The following is a 16,170-nucleotide window of genomic DNA, read 5'->3' on the forward strand; positions in this document are numbered from 1 at the left end:
CTTGCTGTGTCCTGCTAGTGAATGCTCCTCAGAGCGCTCTCGAGGATCGCGGCGCCCTCCTCGGCCTCCGCGACGGTGAGGGACAGCGGCGGGGCGACCCTCAGGGCGCTGGTGTTGTGGCCGCCGCCCTTGCCGATGAGCAGCCCGCCCGCGCGGCACGCCTCCAGCACGGCGCTCGCGGCGTCCGGGTCGGCCTGGTCGGTGCCGGGTTTCACCAGTTCGATGCCGAGCATCAGCCCGCGGCCACGGACCTCACGTACGCCGGGCACCTGTGCGGCGACGGCCCGCAGCCGTTCGACGAGGAGTCCGCCGACGCGCCGGGCGTTGCCCTGGAGGTCGTGTTCCAGGAGGTACGACAGGTTCGCGAGCCCCGCCGCCATGGTGATCTGGGTGCCGCCGAACGTCGAGATGCTGTTGGCGTCCAGGCAGTTCATGATCTCGGCGCGGGCGACGACACCGCCGATGGACATGCCGTTGCCGATGCCCTTGGCGAAGGTGAGGATGTCGGGCGGGCCGTGCTGTCCGTGGGCCTGCCAGCCCCAGAAGTTGTCGCCGGTGCGGCCCCAGCCGGTCTGCACCTCGTCCGCGATCCACAGGATGCCGCGCTCGTTCAGAACCTCCCGGAAGGCGGCGTACAGGCCGTCCGGCGGAGAGGTGAAGCCGCCGACGCCCTGGATCGGCTCGGCGATCAGGGCGGCGGGCGGGCGGGTGTGGCCGAGAAGATCCTTCAGGTCGTCGACACAGGCCGCGATGAAGTCGTCGTCGCTCAGCTCGGCGTAGGGGCCGCGGGTGCGGACGCCGCCGTGGACGTACAGCGTCTGGAGCGGGGACAGCGAGGTCGGGGACCAGCCGCGGTTGCCGGTGATGCCGACCGCGCTGAAGGAGCGGCCGTGGTAACTGTTGCGCATCGCCAGGATCGTGTTGCTGCGGCGGTACGTCGTCGCGAGCAGCAGGGCGGTGTCGTTGGCCTCGGTGCCGGAGGTGGTGAAGAACACGCGGGCGTCCGGGATGCCGGACAACTGGCCGATCCTCTCGGCCAGTTCGACCATGGGCCGGTTGAGGTAGAGCGTGGAGGAATGGATGATCCGCCCGGCCTGTTCGCTCACCGCCTTGGTGACCTCGGGCAGCGCGTGGGCGGTCATCGTGGTGAGGATGCCGCCGAAGAAGTCCAGATACTTGTTGCCCTCGGCGTCCCACACGTACCGGCCCTCGCCGTGCGTGATCTCCAGCGGGTTCTCGTAGTAGAGGGCGAGCCAGTCGGGGAGGACCGAACGATGGCGTGCGAACAGGTCGTTCACGGCTGCACCAGCCCCTCGTACGCGTCGGGCCTGCGGTCCCGGTAGAAGGCCCACTGCTGCCGTACCTCTTCGATGAGGTCGAAGTCGAGGTCGCGGACGACGAGTTCCTCCTCCTTGTCGCTCGCGGTCTCGCCGACGAACTGACCGCGCGGGTCGACGAAGTACGACGTCCCGTAGAAGTCGTTGTCGCCGTACTCCTCGACGCCCACGCGGTTGATCGCGGCGACGAAGTACTCGTTGGCGACGGCGGCCGCCGGCTGTTCGAGCCGCCAGAGGTAGGAGGACAGGCCGCGGTGGGTGGCGGAGGGGTTGTAGACGAGCTGGGCCCCGTTCAGGCCCAGTTGGCGCCAGCCCTCCGGGAAGTGGCGGTCGTAGCAGATGTAGACGCCGACCTTCCCCACGGCGGTGTCGAAGACCGGCCAGCCCACGTTGCCCGGCTTGAAGTAGTACTTCTCCCAGAAGCCCTTCACCTGCGGGATGTGGTGCTTGCGGTACTTGCCGAGGAAGGTGCCGTCGGCGTCGATCACGGCGGCGGTGTTGTAGTAGAAGCCGGACTGCTCGACCTCGAAGACCGGCACGACGATCACCATGCCGGTCTCGCGGGCGAGGTCCTGCATACGGCGCACGGTCGGCCCGTCGGGCACCGGCTCGGCCCACCGGTAGTGCTCCGGCTCCTGGACCTGGCAGAAGTAGGGGGCGTTGAACACTTCCTGGAAGCCGATGATCTTCGCACCCTGGCGGGCCGCCTCACGGGCGTGCTCCTCGTGTTTCGCCACCATGGACTCGGTGTCGCCGGTCCAGGTGGCCTGGACCAGAGCGGCACGAACGACGTTGGCCATGAGCTGCTCCTTCGACGGGACCTCAGAGCCTCTACGCCCGTAGACGCAGGCCGTAGAGGGTCGAAAGTAAGCCTCTCCGGGAGCCTTGCCAAGACCATCGTCGTTAACCCGCGGAGTCGATCACGTTTCACACTCACGTGGGTGAGCGCGGGCAGGTCGGACGGGCCCGCTCAGCCGGTGTGACCGGCGACCCGGAGGGCGTGGACGAGGTCCCAGTGCCGTTCCTCCGAGACCCCCTGGGCGGCCTCCAGGAGCAGCGGTACGAGAGTCTGCGGGCCGGGGGCGGCGCTGCGGGCGGCCTCCTCCGGGGTGCGGACGCGGACGTAGGCGTCGAGCAGGGCGCGCACCTCGCGCCGGCGCCCTTCGTGGACGAGCTCGAGCACGGCGTGCCCGACCTCCTCGGCGGGCCGTACGACGCCCTGCCGCAGCACCTGCTCCCCGTCCGCGCCGCGCCCCGCCTCCACCAGCGCGTCCGCCGCCGCGACGAGCCGCTCCGCGGGCAGCGAGGCGGCCTCCCACAGCAGCGTCGCCCAGTCGGCGCCGAGCCCGGCGTGCTGGAGTTCGGCGGCGAGCAGCGGGAAGCGCGCGGCGGGCCAGTAGGCGGCGTCGACCAGCAGGGCGTGCGCTTCCCCGCTCCGCCCCTCGCGACGCAGTCGTACGAGCTGCTCGACGGCCTGCACCACCTCGCGCCGGTCCCCGTCGTCCAGCCGCTCGGCCTGCGGCTCCGGTGCCTCAGCCGCCGCCCCGGCCCCGGCGAACCGGGCCCCGCGCGGGGTGCGCCGACCGGTCGCGGCCGGGGCGGACGGCGTCGGCTCGGCCGCGGGCGGCACGACGACAGCGGCGGCGTCCTCCTCGACCATCCCGGCGAACCGCGCACTGCCGCGGCGGCGCTTGCGCTGCTTGGGGGTGGGAGCCGGGTCGGTCACCTGACCGGAGGGCACGCCTGGATCACGGGGGCCGTCGGGGCCTTCGGGCCCTTCCGGAACGTCCGTGGAGACGGTCACGGGGTCACCGAGACCCTGCCGGGCCTGGCCCGCCGGTTCCTCCCAGGAGCCGGGGGAGCCGTCCGCCGGGGGGTGCCCGTGCCCGTACCACTCCTGGCCCGCGCCCACCCCTCCCGAGGCCGGCGCACCGCCGACGGCTTCCCCGCCGCCCGGCCATCCGGCCTCGCCCGCCTCCGCGCCGGTACGCGCGTCACGCTGCTGCGGCACGCTCGGGGCTCCCGCGCCGGCACCCCCGCCGTACGCGCTCCCGCCGTACCCGCTCCCGCCGTACGCGTCACGGCCGGACTGCCGTCCCGCCTGCGCCGCGCCACCGCTCGTCCGAGCGCCGCCGGCGCCCGCCTGGCCGCTCCCGCCGGACTCGTCGCCGAGGCGGAACACCGGCCGTCCGCGCCGGACCACCTGGGCCTGGCCACTGCTCGTGCGGCGCTCCAAGTCGGCCATGCGGGTGCGGAGTTCGGCACAGCGGGCGGTCGCGCGTTCGTGGTCGTCGCGGGCCCAGGCGAGGTCGAGGCGGATCGCGTCGGCGGCCTCCCGGGTGGTGGCGGTGGCGAGCAACTGGCCGAGTTCCGCCTGGCGTTCGGCGGCGTAGCGCTGCTCGCGGAGCATGACGTCGAGGCGGTCGCCGAGCGCGTCACGGGCACCGGGGCGGGCGTCGTACGCGGCGAGGGCCTCGGCGTGCAGGGTCCGGGCCCGTGCGACCTCGGGGGCGGCGACGGCGGGGCCGTACTCCGTGACGAGGTCCTGGAGGAGGGCCTCCACCACGTCCCAGGGCGGCACTTCACGCCCTTCGAGACAGGCCTGCATCCCGTCGGGGTCGCGCTGCCAGAACACCGCGCACCAGCCGCCGCCCTGATCCAGGCGCGCCAGCAGAGCGTCCAGGTAGTTCACGAACTCCCGTATGCGGCCCGGGAGTTGATCCACTGACATCGTTCAACTCCCGCCAGACCGGAGCACTCCGGTCCGTAAGACAACACGAGCCGTGTTACGAACGCGCTACGAAGAGTTTTCGGACTGGACGCAGAGTACGCCGCACCTGGCGGAACGTGACGTGCGGCAAGGTCACACAGGGACCAGGGCGCACCTCTCCACGATCTCGTCCATCGACAGCCCGAGGGCCCGCGCGAGCGCCGCCACCGTGAAGAACGCCGGCGTCGGCGCGCGGCCGGTCTCGATCTTCCGCAGGGTCTCGGCCGAGAGGCCCGCGCTCGCGGCGACGTCGGCCATGCTGCGGCCGCCGCGCGCCTCGCGCAGCAGCCGGCCGAGCCGCTCGCCGCGTTCACGCTCTTCGGGGGTCAGGGGGGTGCGCACCATGTCCCCCATTCTAATACCGGTATAGTAATTGGCATGGTGGAGCTGAAGACAGACACATCGATCGACGCCATGTACGAGGCCGGACAGGTCGTCGGACGTGCCCTCACGGCCGTGCGCAAGGCCGCCGACGTGGGCGTTTCCCTGCTGGAGCTGGACGAGGTGGCACACGACGTGCTCCGCGAGGCGGGCGCGACCTCGCCGTTCCTCGGCTACCGGCCCTCCTTCGCGCCGACCCCGTTCCCGGCCGTCCTGTGCGTCTCCGTGAACGACGCGATCGTGCACGGCATCCCCACCCGCTACCGGCTGCGCGACGGCGACCTCGTCTCCGCGGACTTCGGCGCCGAACTCGGCGGCTGGGTCGGCGACTCGGCGATCAGTTTCACGGTCGGCACTCCGCGCGAGGCGGACCTGCGCCTGATCGAGGCGGCGGAGCGGGCGCTGGACGCCGGGATCGCGGCGGCGGTCGTCGGCAACCGCATCGGCGACATCGCGCACGCGATCGGCACGGTGTGCCGCGCGGCCGGTTACGGCATCCCGGACGGCTTCGGCGGACACGGCATCGGCCGCCGGATGCACGAGGACCCGGGCGTCCCGAACGAGGGCCGCCCCGGCCGCGGCATGAAGCTGCGGCACGGCATGGTGCTGGCGATCGAGCCCATGGTGATCGGCGGCGGCACGGACGGCTACCACGCCGACGCCGACGGCTGGACCCTGCGCACGAACGACGGCTCCCGCGCGGCCCACGCGGAGCACACGGTGGCGATCACGGACGCGGGCCCCCGCGTCCTGACAGCACGCAACGACTGAATCTCCCGGCCCGGGGGCTCGTCCTGACGGCGCTGAGCCAGGGGCGTCGTCCTGAAGATGCTGGGCCGGGGGTCCGTCCTGAAGATGGTGGGCCGGGGGTCCGTCCTGAAGATGGTGGGCCGGGGCCTCGCACTGAGGCGCTGGCCCAGGAGCCTCGTCCTGAGGCGCTGGCCCGAGGACCTCGTCCTGAGGCACTGGGCCAGGGGCCCGTCCTGAAGATGCTGGGCCAGGGGCCTCATCCTGAAGGCGCTGCCCCAAGCTCCCGTCCTCAAGGCGCTGCCCCAAGCTCCCGTCCTCAAGGCGCTGCCCCGAGCTCCCGTCCTGAAGGCGCTGGCCCAGGCGCCCGTCCTGAAGGTGCTGCGGGGCAGCGATCGTGCGATCGTGTTCTACGAGCGCCAGGGCGGCCCGCACCCGGTCGGGCGCCGCCGCAGAGGTGCACGCGGGTCGTACGACGGAGCAGCGGTCGCAGGTGTAACGGGCTGCGGCCCGGGTTACCCGACTCCGGCACGTCGATCAGCGAGGGCGTCCCGGGCCCCGCAGGGACACCGGATGGGAACGGCCATGACCAGCGGCTTCAGCGGACCCGAAGGCTACGACCCCTTCGGCGAGTTCCTCGCCCGTTTCTTCGGCGGGCCCCGCCCCGGCCCCCGGCAGATCAACATCGGCCAGCTGCTGAGCCAACCGGCCCGGGAGCTGGTCCGGGGTGCCGCCCAGTACGCCGCCGAGCACGGCAGCCGGGATCTGGACACCCAGCATCTGCTGCGGGCCGCGCTGTCCGCAGAGCCGACCCGGAGTCTGCTCAGCCGGGCCGGCGCCGACCCCGACGAACTGGCGACGGAGATCGACGAGCGGTCGGGCCCGGTGCTGCACCCGCCGGGCGAGGCCCCGCCGCCGACCTCGCTGTCGCTGACCCCGGCCGCGAAGCGGGCCCTGCTCGACGCCCACGACCTGGCCCGGTCCCGCGGCGCCGGTCACATCGGCCCCGAGCACGTGCTGAGCGCGCTGGCCGCCAACCCCGACTCGGCGGCGGGCCACATCCTCAACTCGGCCCACTTCGCGCCGACCGGCCTGCCGCCCGAGGCCGCGCCCGACGCCGGGACCGCCCGCACCGACGCGCCGCGCGGCACCGGCACCCCGACCCTCGACAAGTACAGCCGCGATCTGACCGATCTGGCCCGGCGGGGCGGCATCGACCCGGTCATCGGGCGGGACGAGGAGATCGAGCAGACCATCGAGGTGCTCTCCCGGCGCGGCAAGAACAACCCGGTCCTCATCGGCGACGCCGGTGTCGGCAAGACCGCCATCGTGGAGGGGCTCGCCCAGCGGATCGCCGACGGGGACGTGCCCGACGTGCTCATCGGGCGGCGGGTCGTCGCACTAGACCTGACGGGCGTGGTCGCGGGCACCCGCTACCGGGGCGACTTCGAGGAGCGCCTCAACTCCATCGTCTCCGAGATCCGCGCGCACTCCGACCAGTTGATCGTCTTCATCGACGAGCTGCACACGGTGGTCGGCGCGGGCGGTGGCGGCGAGGCCGCGTCCATGGACGCCGGCAACATCCTCAAGCCCGCTCTCGCGCGCGGCGAGTTGCACATCGTCGGCGCGACCACGCTGGAAGAGTTCCGCCGGATCGAGAAGGACGCGGCGCTGGCCCGCCGCTTCCAGCCTATCCTCGTGCCCGAGCCGTCCGTCGCGGACGCGCTGGAGATCCTGCGCGGGCTGCGCGACCGCTACGAGGCCCACCACCAGGTCCGCTACACCGACGAGGCGTTGACGGCGGCCGTCGAGCTGTCCGACCGCTATCTCCCCGACCGCCGCCTGCCCGACAAGGCGATCGACCTCATCGACCAGGCGGGCGCCCGGGTACGGCTGCGGGCGCGCACCAAGGGCACGGACGTACGCGCCCTGGAGCGCGAGGTCGAGCAGCTCGTCCGGGACAAGGACCAGGCGGTCGCCGACGAGCAGTACGAGCAGGCCATGCAACTGCGCGACCGCATCACGGAGTTGAAGCAGCGCATCGGCGAGGCGAGCGGCAACGGCACGGCCGACGAGGGCCAGCACCTGGAGGTGACGGCTGAGGCGATCGCCGAGGTGGTGTCCCGGCAGACGGGCATCCCGGTCGCCAGCCTCACCCAGGAGGAGAAGGACAAGCTGCTCGGCCTGGAGGAACACCTGCACCAGCGGGTCGTCGGCCAGGAGGAGGCGGTCCGGGTCGTCTCCGACGCGGTGCTGCGCTCCCGGGCCGGGCTCGCCAGCCCCGACCGCCCGATCGGCAGCTTCCTCTTCCTCGGCCCGACCGGCGTCGGCAAGACGGAGCTGGCCCGCGCGCTCGCCGAGGCGCTGTTCGGCAGCGAGGAGCGCATGGTCCGCCTGGACATGAGCGAGTACCAGGAGCGCCACACCGTCAGCCGGCTGGTCGGCGCCCCGCCCGGATACGTCGGCCACGAGGAGGCCGGCCAGCTGACCGAGGTCGTCCGCCGGCACCCGTACTCGCTGCTGCTGCTGGACGAGGTCGAGAAGGCCCACCCGGACGTCTTCAACATCCTCCTCCAGGTCCTCGACGACGGGCGCCTCACCGACTCGCAGGGCCGCACGGTCGACTTCACCAACACGGTCGTGGTGATGACCAGCAACCTCGGTTCCGAGGCGATCACCCGGCGCGGCGCCGGCATCGGCTTCGGGGCGGGCGGCGCGGAGGCCGACGAGGAGGCGCGGCGCGAACAGATCCTGCGCCCGCTGCGGGAGCACTTCCGGCCCGAGTTCCTCAACCGTATCGACGAGATCGTCGTCTTCCGCCAGCTCACGGAGGAGCAACTCCGCCAGATCACCAACCTGTTGCTGGACCGCACCCGGCGCATGCTGCACGCCCAGGGCGTCACGGTCGACTTCACGGAGACGGCGGTCGACTGGCTCTCCCGCAAGGGCTACCAGCCGGAGTACGGCGCGCGTCCGTTGCGCCGCACGATCCAGCGCGAGGTGGACAACCAGCTGTCGCGGCTGCTGTTGGACGGGCGGGTGCAGGAGGGCGGCAGGGTCACGGTGGACGTGGCGGGCGAGCAGCTCGCGTTCCGGGCGGAGGGCGAGCTGCCCGCCCCCGAACTATGACGCGGGGTACACCACCTGCGCAGATCCCCCACCCCGCCGCACCGTCTCAGCGGCCGCCAGCCACTTCCCACCCGGCAGCCGCTGCACCCCGGTGGCCGCACCGATCTCGGCGTTCAACCGGAACCCGTGCCCGAGCGCTTCCAACTGCTTCCTCAACTCGCCGTTGTAGAGCGCCGGTTCGAGTTCGGTCGTGGTCTGGTTGCGCTGGCTGGCCCGCGGCGCGGCGATCGCGTCGACGAGCGGCAGCCCCCGGTCGACGAACTCGGTGAGCACCTGAAGAGCGGTCGTGATGATCGTCGCCCCACCGGGCGAACCCAGTGCCACCACGGGCTTGTTGTGCTGGTCGAGCACGATCGTCGGCGAGATGGACGACCGCGGCCGCTTGCCCGGCCCCGGCAGGTTCGGGTCGTGCACGGCCGGGTTCGCGGGCACGAAGGAGAAGTCGGTCAGCTCGTTGTTGAGAATGAACCCGCGCCCTGGCACGGTGATCCCGCTGCCGCCGGTCTGCTCGATGGTGAGGGTGTAGGCGACGACGTTCCCCCACTTGTCGGCGACCGTGAGATGTGTGGTGTTCTCGCCCTCGTACGTCGTCGGCGCCGCCGTCCCCGTGGAGCCGGGGGTGCGCGGGTCGCCGGGCGCCACCGGGCTGGTGAGCACCGCGTCGTCCTTGATGAGCGCGGCCCGCTCGTCGGCGTACCGCTGCGAGAGCAGCCCCTTCGTCGGTACGTCCTCGAAGGCCGGGTCGCCGACCCAGCGGCCGCGGTCGGCGAACGCGATGCGGCTGGCCTCGATGTAGTGGTGCAGGTACTGCACCTCGCTCGCCTTGGAGAGGTCGGTGTTCTCCAGGATGTTGAGGGCCTCACCGACCGTGGTGCCGCCGGAGGACGAGGGGGCGATGGAGTAGACGCCGAGGCCGCGGTAGGAGGTCTTGGTCGGCTTCTGGAGCTTGGCCCGGTAGGTCGCGAGGTCCTTCTCCGTCAGCTCGCCCGGGCGGGCTTTCCAGCCCGAAGCGGGGTCCACGGGAGGCTTGTTGACGGTGTCGAGGATGTCGTCGCCGAGGTCGCCGTGGTAGATCGCACCGACGCCCTTCTTGCCCAACTCGGCGTAGGTGCGGGCGAGATCGGGGTTCTTGAAGGTGGAGCCGACGACGGGGAGGGCGCCGTTGGGCAGGAAGAGCTTCGCCGTGTCGGGGAAGTAGCGGAAGCGGGTCTCGTTGAGGGCGGTCTGCGCGCGGAAGGTGTCGTCGACGGTGAAGCCGTCACGGGCGAGCTTCTCGGCCGGCTTGAGGACCGTGCCGAGTCTCCTGCTGCCCCACTGGTCGAGGGCGGTCGCCCAGGTGGCCGGCGTGCCGGGGGTGCCGACGCTCAGGCCGCTGGTCACCGCGTCGGCGAAGGCGAGGGGCTGGCCGTTCTCGACGAACAGGTCCGAGCCGGCGGTGAGCGGGGCGGTCTCGCGTCCGTCGATCGTGTGCACCGTACGGGACTTGGCGTCGTAGTAGACGAAGTAGCCGCCCCCGCCGATGCCGGAGGAGTAGGGCTCGGTGACGCCGAGCGCGGCGGCCGTGGCGACGGCGGCGTCGACGGCGTTGCCGCCCTTCCTCAGCACCTCGATGCCGGCGGCGGAGGCGTCCGCGTCGACGCTGGCCACGGCGCCGCCGTAGCCGACGGCGACGGGCACCTTCGGTGGTGTCGTGGCGGTTGTCGGTGGCGCCGCCGCCCCGACCGACACCACGGCGGCCGAGACCGCGAGCACCGACAGTTTCCGCGCGACAGGGCGACGCATGCGCACCTCCAGGCCAGGACAGTCCGCGCAGCGTAACCACAACACCGCGGGCTCGACAGCCCCATTCAGGGCAGCTGACATGAGATCGCCACACATCGAACACGGGTACGTACCAGCCATCCTGGCCCGCTAGCATGCGCGCCCATGAATGACGACGTGCGCAACATCGTCCTGGGCGTGGTGGCCGCCGGCATCAGTGCCACGCTCGGCTGGCTGGCCCGGACCTACTTGTGGAAGCGGAAACTCCGGCGCAAGCAGGCCTTCTTCGGGCTGCCCGACCACTCGGAGTCGCTGCTCGTCGTCAACCGGGACGCCGCCAGTCCCGACCTCGCGGTGCACCGCTACGACGTCTTCGCGCTGCTCGAACTCTCCGCGCTCATCAAGGACTGCGGCGCGCACGCCGATGTGATCACCCAGGACGCGGCGCGGCAGGGCTTCGGCGAACGGACGGAGTTCTGCGTGGGCGGGCCGGGGTCGAACCGCCGGATGGCCGCCCATATGCACGCCATGCTGCCGGGGGTGCGGGTCAATCTCGATCCGGAGCCGGGCCCCGACAAGCTGGCCTTCCAGATCGGCAGCGAGCGCTACCGGATGGAGAAGGGGCAGACCGAACACGTGCTGCTGGCGCGGCTCACCGCCGGCCAGCCGGGCCAGAGCCGCCCGGTGTTCCTGTTCTGCGGCCAGACCGCCATCACCAACCAGGCCGCGACCCGGTATCTCGCCCGCAACCACGAACGCCTGGCCCGCAAGTACGGGAACAACTCCTTCGTCCTGCTGCTGAAGGTGGTCAACTCACAGGCGTACGGCCCCGATGTCGCCGAACTGCTCGCCGACGTGACCCGGGCGGCACAGGCTCCGCTGCCGACCCCGCCGGCTCCCCGCAACTCGCACCGCGCCTCCTGAATTCATTCACACGACAACAATCGTTACCCCCACGTAACTTACCGACGGGTTACTTCCGGTAAGCGGCCGAGGTTACCGTTCGGTCACTTTGCACTGACACGAGTGAGGAGTGACCCGTGGGACACCATCGCAAGGCCCTGCGCACGACCGCCGTGGGCGCCGTCTCCGCGACGCTGATCGCCGGAAGCGCCCTCGGGTTCGCCCCGGCCGCCCAGGCCTCGACGGGCGGCATACGATTCGTCGACATCGCAGGCGACGGCGGCACCGTCCTCAAGGCGAACGTCATCACCCCGGCGGGCGCGGACGGTTCGCGGCGCTACCCGCTGATCGTGCTCCCCACGAGCTGGGGCCTGCCCCAGGTCGAGTATCTGGCGCAGGCGCAGAAGCTCGCGAACTCCGGCTATGTCGTGGTCAGTTACAACGTGCGCGGCTTCTGGCAGTCGGGCGGCAGGATAGAAGTCGCCGGCCCGCCCGACATAGCCGACGCGTCCAAGGTCATCGACTGGGCGCTCGCCAACACCCCCGCCGACGCACAGCACATCGGCATGGGCGGGGTCTCGTACGGCGCCGGCATCAGCCTCCTCGCCGCAGCGCACGACCAGCGCGTCAAGGCGGTCGCCGCGCTGAGCGGCTGGGCCGACCTCATCGACTCGATCTACTCGGGCCGCACCCAACACCTCCAGGCGGGCGCGCTGCTGGACGGCGCGAGCGTCGTCACGGGACGGCAGAGCCCCGAGATCCGGGAGATCTTCGACAACTTCTACGCCTCCAACCTGTCCAAGGAACAGGACATGATCAATTGGGGGAAGAAACGTTCTGCCGCCACCTATGTGGACCAACTGAACAAGAACGGCGCGGCGGTCATGATGGCCAACGCCTGGGGTGACTCGGTCTTCCCGCCCAACCAGTCGGCCGACTTCTACGAGAAGCTGACCGGCCCCAAGAGACTGGAGTTCCGCCCCGGCGACCACGCGACCGCCGAACTGACGGGCCTGTTCGGGCTCCCCAACGACGTGTGGACGGACACCGAGCGCTGGTTCGACCACTACCTCCAGGGCGACGACAACGGCATCGACCGCGAGCAGCCCGTCCAGCTCAAGTCCCGTTCCACCGGCGGCTACGAGGGCTACCCGGACTGGAAGTCGGTCGGCGCCACGACGAAGAAACTGGCCCTGTCCGGCACGACCACGCTCCACACCAACGTCGACTCGGGCGCGGACGGCGGGGTCGTCTTCCTCTCCAGCATCCTCGACCAGGTCGCCCGGATCCCCCCGGTCGCCTCGATCCCTCTGCTCCCCCGCCGCTGGGCGGCCGTATGGCAGTCGGAGAAGTACGCGACCGCCCAACGGGTGCGCGGCACCGCGAAGTTGCACACCACCGTCACCCCGACCGCGGAGAGCGGCACCCTCATCGCCTATCTGTACGACGTGGGCCCGCTCGGCCTCGGCAAGCTGGTCTCCCACGCGCCGTACACCTTCCACGGGCGGACGCCCGGCACGGCGTTCGGCCTCGACCTGGAGCTGTACTCCACGGCCTACGACGTCCCCGCGGGGCACCGTCTCGCCCTGGTCGTCGACACGGTCGACCCGCTCTACATCGAGCACAACCCGTCCGGCGCGCAGCTGACCTTCTCCTCGCCGGCGAACGACCCGTCGTACGTGTCGATTCCGCTGCGCGAGCAGTGATCTCCGGCCTACGCGCCGGGCGGGTATGGCTCTTGTGAGCTGCCACCCCCTACGGTCCCGGGGGCCGTGGGGGGCTCCTCACCGGGCGGCAGCGAGATCGCCTTCATCACAGGGATGAACGGCACATCGTAGTCGAGGCGCGGCACTCGGCCCGTCAGCGCCGTCAGTGCTTGAGGATCTTGGACAGGAAGTCCTTGGCCCGGTCGCTCTCGGGGTGGGTGAAGAACGCGTCGGGGGCGCGGTCCTCGATGATGCGGCCGTCGGCCATGAAGACCACGCGGTTGGCGGAGGCGCGGGCGAAGCCCATCTCATGGGTGACGACGACCATGGTCATGCCGTCGCGGGCGAGTTGCCGCATGACTTCGAGGACCTCGTTGATCATCTCCGGGTCGAGGGCCGAGGTCGGCTCGTCGAACAGCATCGCCTTGGGCTCCATGGCGAGGGCGCGGGCGATGGCCACGCGCTGCTGCTGGCCGCCGGAGAGCTGCGCCGGGTACTTGTCCGCCTGGTCGGCGAGGCCGACGCGGTCCAGGAGCCGGCGCGAGTGCTGGTCGGCGTCGTCCTTCTTGCGTTTGCGGACCTTGACCTGGGCGAGCGAGATGTTCTGCAGGACCGTCTTGTGGGCGAAGAGGTTGAAGGACTGGAAGACCATGCCGACCTCGGCGCGGAGCCCCGCGAGGGCTTTGCCCTCCTCCGGCAGCGGCCGGCCGTCCAGTTGGATCTCCCCGGACTGGATGGTCTCCAGCCGGTTGATCGTCCTGCACAGTGTCGACTTTCCCGACCCTGACGGGCCGATGACCACGACCACCTCCCCCTTGCCGACGGTGAGGTTGATGTCCCGCAGGACATGCAGCTCCCCGTAGTACTTGTTGACGTCACGCAGCTCGATCAACGGATCGACGGCCATGCCCAGCCCTACCCACTCTCAGCTGTGTCGCGGTTGCCGCAACCTATCCAGACAACAGTGGAGTTAATACACGACACGCACTTTTCGGGCATTAGCCGTATTTACGCCATGCTTATGTGCGGGTCCCGCTTCAGGCCTCCGCCACCTCACCGTAGACCTGGGAGAGTTCGGGCACCCCGCTCGCCGCCCAGTCGTGCCCGTCGGCGACCACGTCGAACTCCCGGCCGGAGGCGAGCCGGATCACCGGCTGGCCGTCGGCCCGGATCCCCCACACGGCGCCCGGCACGGTCCGCACGATCACCGTCCCGAGATACAGCCCGGCGTCGTTGCCGAGCCACTCCAGCACCTCGGCGTCGTCCCGCCACCGCGGCACCAGCTGGTCGAGGTCCTCCAACGAGGCGACGGTGTCGTCCAGTTGGACACCGGACCGGGCCGCCTGGTGGCGCAGCAGCTCGCACTCGGCGAGGAGTTCGGCGATGCCCTCGGCGTCGTGCGCCCCGGGTTCCTCGCGGCGGTTGCCCACAAAAGGGATCTTCATACGTCCAGCGTGTCATTCGCACCGGCGTGCGCACCACAGGCGCGCGGGCAGTCGATTCCGGGCGACTTCGCGCCGAGTTCGCGCATGGCGCGTTGACGCGTCACCCAGGGCCTCCCTACCTTCACCGTGCGTCACACGTCTCGTCCTGACCGGTCGTGAACGGGGGAATCAGGTGCGCCGCGGTGCCCGCATGTCCGTGCTCGTCCTCGCCCTGTTCACAGCGCTGACGCCGACCGCTCCCGTGCGGGCGGCGCCGGAGCACGGCGCCGAGGAACCCCTGCCGCTGGAGCGGCTCTTCGACAACACGGCCGTCAGCGACGACGCCCGCCCCGGCGAGGCGGACTTCGACGGCACCGGCGCCTCGCTGTCGGCAGCGGACCTGACGGCGGCGGGCTGGACGCCGGGCCGGACCCTGACCGTGCAGCGGGCACGGCTGACGTGGCCGCGCCGGGAACCGGGCGAGCCGGACAACGTGCGCGCCGCCGCCCAGTCGGTGCGCGTGACCGGCCGCGGCGACGCGCTCGCCTTCCTCGTGGCGGGCACGGACGGCGGCGACGTGACGGGCACGGGGTCGGTGTCGTATGCGAACGGCAGGACCTCCTCCTACCGCCTGGCCGCCCCCGACTGGCGCATCGGCCCGCTCGCCACGAAGGCGGTGGCCCTGCCGCACGTGAACACGCCCGGCGGCCAACTCACCGCGCGGGCGCGGCTGTACGTCGTGACAGTGCCGCTCGCGCGTGGACAGCAGGTGGCCTCGGTACGGCTGCCCAAGTCGCTTGGCATGCATGTGTTCGCCATGTCCGTGCGGGGCGATACGCCCGGCTGGACGGGGAGTTGGGCGGCGGCGACCGCCGGATATCCGGAGGTCGGGCCGTGGAGCGACCGTACGCTGCGGCTCGTCGTGCACACCTCGGTGGGCGGGCCTCGGGTGCGGCTGCGGTTCGACAACACCTTCGCGGCGGCGCCGGTACGGATCGGAAGTGCCACGGTGGCGGTCCAGGCCGCGGGCGCGGCGGCGCGGAAGACGCCGGTGGCGGTGGCCTTCGGGGGCGCGGCGGGCACCGAAGTGGCCGCCGGGGCCCAGGTGTTCAGCGATCCGCTCGACTTCGACGTACCCGCGGACAGCCATCTGCTGGTGAGCTTCCATCTGCCGGCGACGGTGACGGCGGCGCCCGTGCACCGGCTCGCGCGGCAGCGGTCGTACGTCAGCGAGGCGGGCGACCACGCCACGGACACCGCGGCGACGGCGTACACCACCGTCCTGACCAGCTGGCCGCTGCTGACCGGGGTGGACGTGGGCGGCGGCCCGGGGTCGGTGGTGCTGCTCGGGGACTCGATCACCGACGGGGAGAAGTCGACGGCCGACGCCGACCGGCGCTGGCCGGACGTGCTCGCGGACCGGCTGCTCGCCCAGGACGAGATCCCGCACTACGGCGTGCTCAACCAGGGGATCTCCGCGAATCGCGTGCTGAGCGACCGCTATCCCGGCGACGACGTCTCCACCGACACCGGCGGGGTGAGCGCCCTGCACCGCTTCGACCGGGACGTCCTCGCGCAGACCTCGGCGCGTACGGCGGTCGTCTTCCAGGGCGTCAACGACGTGCGGTGGGGTGCCACGGCCGACGAGGTGATCGCCGGGCTGCACGAGCTCGCCGACCGGGGGCATGCGCGGGGGCTGCGGATGCTGGCGGCGACGATCCTGCCCTGCGAGGGCGAGACCCGCTGCACAGCCGCCGTCGACGCCGAGCGGGCCGAGGTCAACGCCTGGATCCGGGACGCCGGTGAGTTCGACGGGGTCCTCGACTTCGACGGGGTCGCACGGGACCCCGGCCACCCGGCGCGGCTGCTGCCCGCGTACGACAGCGGGGACCATCTGCATCCGGGGGACGCGGGACTCGCGGCCCTGGCGGAGTCGGTGGATCTGCGGCTTCTGGTGCCGTAGGCGGGGCCACGGCCTCCGAGTCACCGGGCTCCCGGGTTCCGAAGCCGCT

Annotated in this window: 12 protein-coding genes; 5 read left to right on the forward strand and 7 right to left on the reverse strand. The window is 71.6% G+C overall.

The window, feature by feature from the left end; all coding sequences use genetic code 11:
- Positions 1 to 14: 14 nt before the first annotated feature.
- From ACFUO4_RS08070 to ACFUO4_RS08085, 4 genes are all read right to left on the reverse strand, one after another.
- Positions 15 to 1,298: an aspartate aminotransferase family protein gene (locus tag ACFUO4_RS08070; RefSeq protein ID WP_383481045.1), complete on the reverse strand. Its 1,284-nt coding sequence runs from the start codon at positions 1,296 to 1,298 to the stop codon at positions 15 to 17.
- Positions 1,295 to 2,137 carry a nitrilase-related carbon-nitrogen hydrolase gene (locus tag ACFUO4_RS08075; RefSeq protein ID WP_383481048.1) on the reverse strand — a complete coding sequence of 281 codons (843 nt, stop codon included), beginning with the start codon at positions 2,135 to 2,137 and terminating at the stop codon, positions 1,295 to 1,297. The genes ACFUO4_RS08070 and ACFUO4_RS08075 overlap by 4 nt, the downstream gene beginning before the upstream one ends.
- A gap of 170 nt (positions 2,138 to 2,307) precedes the next feature.
- On the reverse strand, positions 2,308 to 4,068 hold the full coding sequence (locus ACFUO4_RS08080) for a hypothetical protein (protein WP_383481051.1): 1,761 nt from the start codon (positions 4,066 to 4,068) through the stop codon (positions 2,308 to 2,310).
- Positions 4,069 to 4,200: 132 nt separating this feature from the next.
- Positions 4,201 to 4,452 carry a helix-turn-helix domain-containing protein gene (locus tag ACFUO4_RS08085; RefSeq protein WP_059195366.1) on the reverse strand — a complete coding sequence of 84 codons (252 nt, stop codon included), beginning with the start codon at positions 4,450 to 4,452 and terminating at the stop codon, positions 4,201 to 4,203.
- A gap of 33 nt (positions 4,453 to 4,485) precedes the next feature.
- Here ACFUO4_RS08085 and map point away from each other — a divergent pair, with 33 nt between their 5' ends.
- Both map and ACFUO4_RS08095 read left to right on the forward strand, forming a co-directional pair.
- Positions 4,486 to 5,259 (forward strand): type I methionyl aminopeptidase, encoded by a 774-nt coding sequence (gene map, locus ACFUO4_RS08090; protein WP_383481055.1) that lies wholly within the window; start codon positions 4,486 to 4,488, stop codon positions 5,257 to 5,259.
- A gap of 561 nt (positions 5,260 to 5,820) precedes the next feature.
- A complete protein-coding gene (locus tag ACFUO4_RS08095; protein WP_383481058.1) occupies positions 5,821 to 8,364 on the forward strand; it encodes an ATP-dependent Clp protease ATP-binding subunit in 2,544 nt (847 codons plus the stop codon).
- On the opposite strand, the gene ggt is transcribed toward ACFUO4_RS08095, so the two are convergent.
- On the reverse strand, positions 8,359 to 10,146 hold the full coding sequence (gene ggt / locus ACFUO4_RS08100; RefSeq protein WP_383481061.1) for a gamma-glutamyltransferase: 1,788 nt from the start codon (positions 10,144 to 10,146) through the stop codon (positions 8,359 to 8,361). The two genes, ACFUO4_RS08095 and ggt, sit on opposite strands and share 6 nt — an antisense overlap.
- A 144-nt stretch (positions 10,147 to 10,290) precedes the next feature.
- On the opposite strand from ggt, the gene ACFUO4_RS08105 reads away from it, so the two are divergent.
- Complete coding sequence (locus tag ACFUO4_RS08105; protein WP_179143562.1) at positions 10,291 to 11,049, forward strand: hypothetical protein; 759 nt, start codon at positions 10,291 to 10,293, stop codon at positions 11,047 to 11,049.
- A 116-nt stretch (positions 11,050 to 11,165) separates the two neighbouring features.
- Entirely contained in the window at positions 11,166 to 12,734 is a 1,569-nt protein-coding gene (locus ACFUO4_RS08110) for a CocE/NonD family hydrolase (protein WP_383481064.1), read from the forward strand.
- 163 nt (positions 12,735 to 12,897) lie between these two features.
- Here the strand turns inward: ACFUO4_RS08110 and ACFUO4_RS08115 are convergent, their stop codons facing one another.
- Both ACFUO4_RS08115 and ACFUO4_RS08120 read right to left on the reverse strand, forming a co-directional pair.
- Positions 12,898 to 13,641, reverse strand: a complete 744-nt coding sequence (locus ACFUO4_RS08115) for an amino acid ABC transporter ATP-binding protein (RefSeq protein ID WP_383481067.1) — start codon at positions 13,639 to 13,641, stop codon at positions 12,898 to 12,900.
- Between the two features lie 130 nt (positions 13,642 to 13,771).
- A complete protein-coding gene (locus ACFUO4_RS08120) occupies positions 13,772 to 14,179 on the reverse strand; it encodes a DUF6278 family protein (RefSeq protein WP_383481070.1) in 408 nt (135 codons plus the stop codon).
- Between the two features lie 190 nt (positions 14,180 to 14,369).
- On the opposite strand from ACFUO4_RS08120, the gene ACFUO4_RS08125 reads away from it, so the two are divergent.
- Positions 14,370 to 16,121, forward strand: coding sequence for an SGNH/GDSL hydrolase family protein (locus ACFUO4_RS08125; protein WP_383481073.1), 1,752 nt, complete (start codon positions 14,370 to 14,372; stop codon positions 16,119 to 16,121).
- The last annotated feature ends 49 nt before the right edge of the window (positions 16,122 to 16,170 follow it).

It is taken from the genome of Streptomyces sp. NPDC057280, from assembly GCF_042668605.1.
Lineage (GTDB): Bacteria > Actinomycetota > Actinomycetes > Streptomycetales > Streptomycetaceae > Streptomyces.

Coding starts and splice junctions, on each gene's coding strand:
- ACFUO4_RS08075 (WP_383481048.1), bottom strand. CDS start 2,137: ATGGCCAACGTCGTTCGTGCCGCTCTGGTCCAGGCCACCTGGACCGGC.
- ACFUO4_RS08080 (WP_383481051.1), bottom strand. CDS start 4,068: ATGTCAGTGGATCAACTCCCGGGCCGCATACGGGAGTTCGTGAACTAC.
- ACFUO4_RS08085 (WP_059195366.1), bottom strand. CDS start 4,452: ATGGTGCGCACCCCCCTGACCCCCGAAGAGCGTGAACGCGGCGAGCGG.
- map (WP_383481055.1), top strand. CDS start 4,486: ATGGTGGAGCTGAAGACAGACACATCGATCGACGCCATGTACGAGGCC.
- ACFUO4_RS08095 (WP_383481058.1), top strand. CDS start 5,821: ATGACCAGCGGCTTCAGCGGACCCGAAGGCTACGACCCCTTCGGCGAG.
- ggt (WP_383481061.1), bottom strand. CDS start 10,146: ATGCGTCGCCCTGTCGCGCGGAAACTGTCGGTGCTCGCGGTCTCGGCC.
- ACFUO4_RS08105 (WP_179143562.1), top strand. CDS start 10,291: ATGAATGACGACGTGCGCAACATCGTCCTGGGCGTGGTGGCCGCCGGC.
- ACFUO4_RS08115 (WP_383481067.1), bottom strand. CDS start 13,641: ATGGCCGTCGATCCGTTGATCGAGCTGCGTGACGTCAACAAGTACTAC.
- ACFUO4_RS08120 (WP_383481070.1), bottom strand. CDS start 14,179: ATGAAGATCCCTTTTGTGGGCAACCGCCGCGAGGAACCCGGGGCGCAC.
- ACFUO4_RS08125 (WP_383481073.1), top strand. CDS start 14,370: ATGTCCGTGCTCGTCCTCGCCCTGTTCACAGCGCTGACGCCGACCGCT.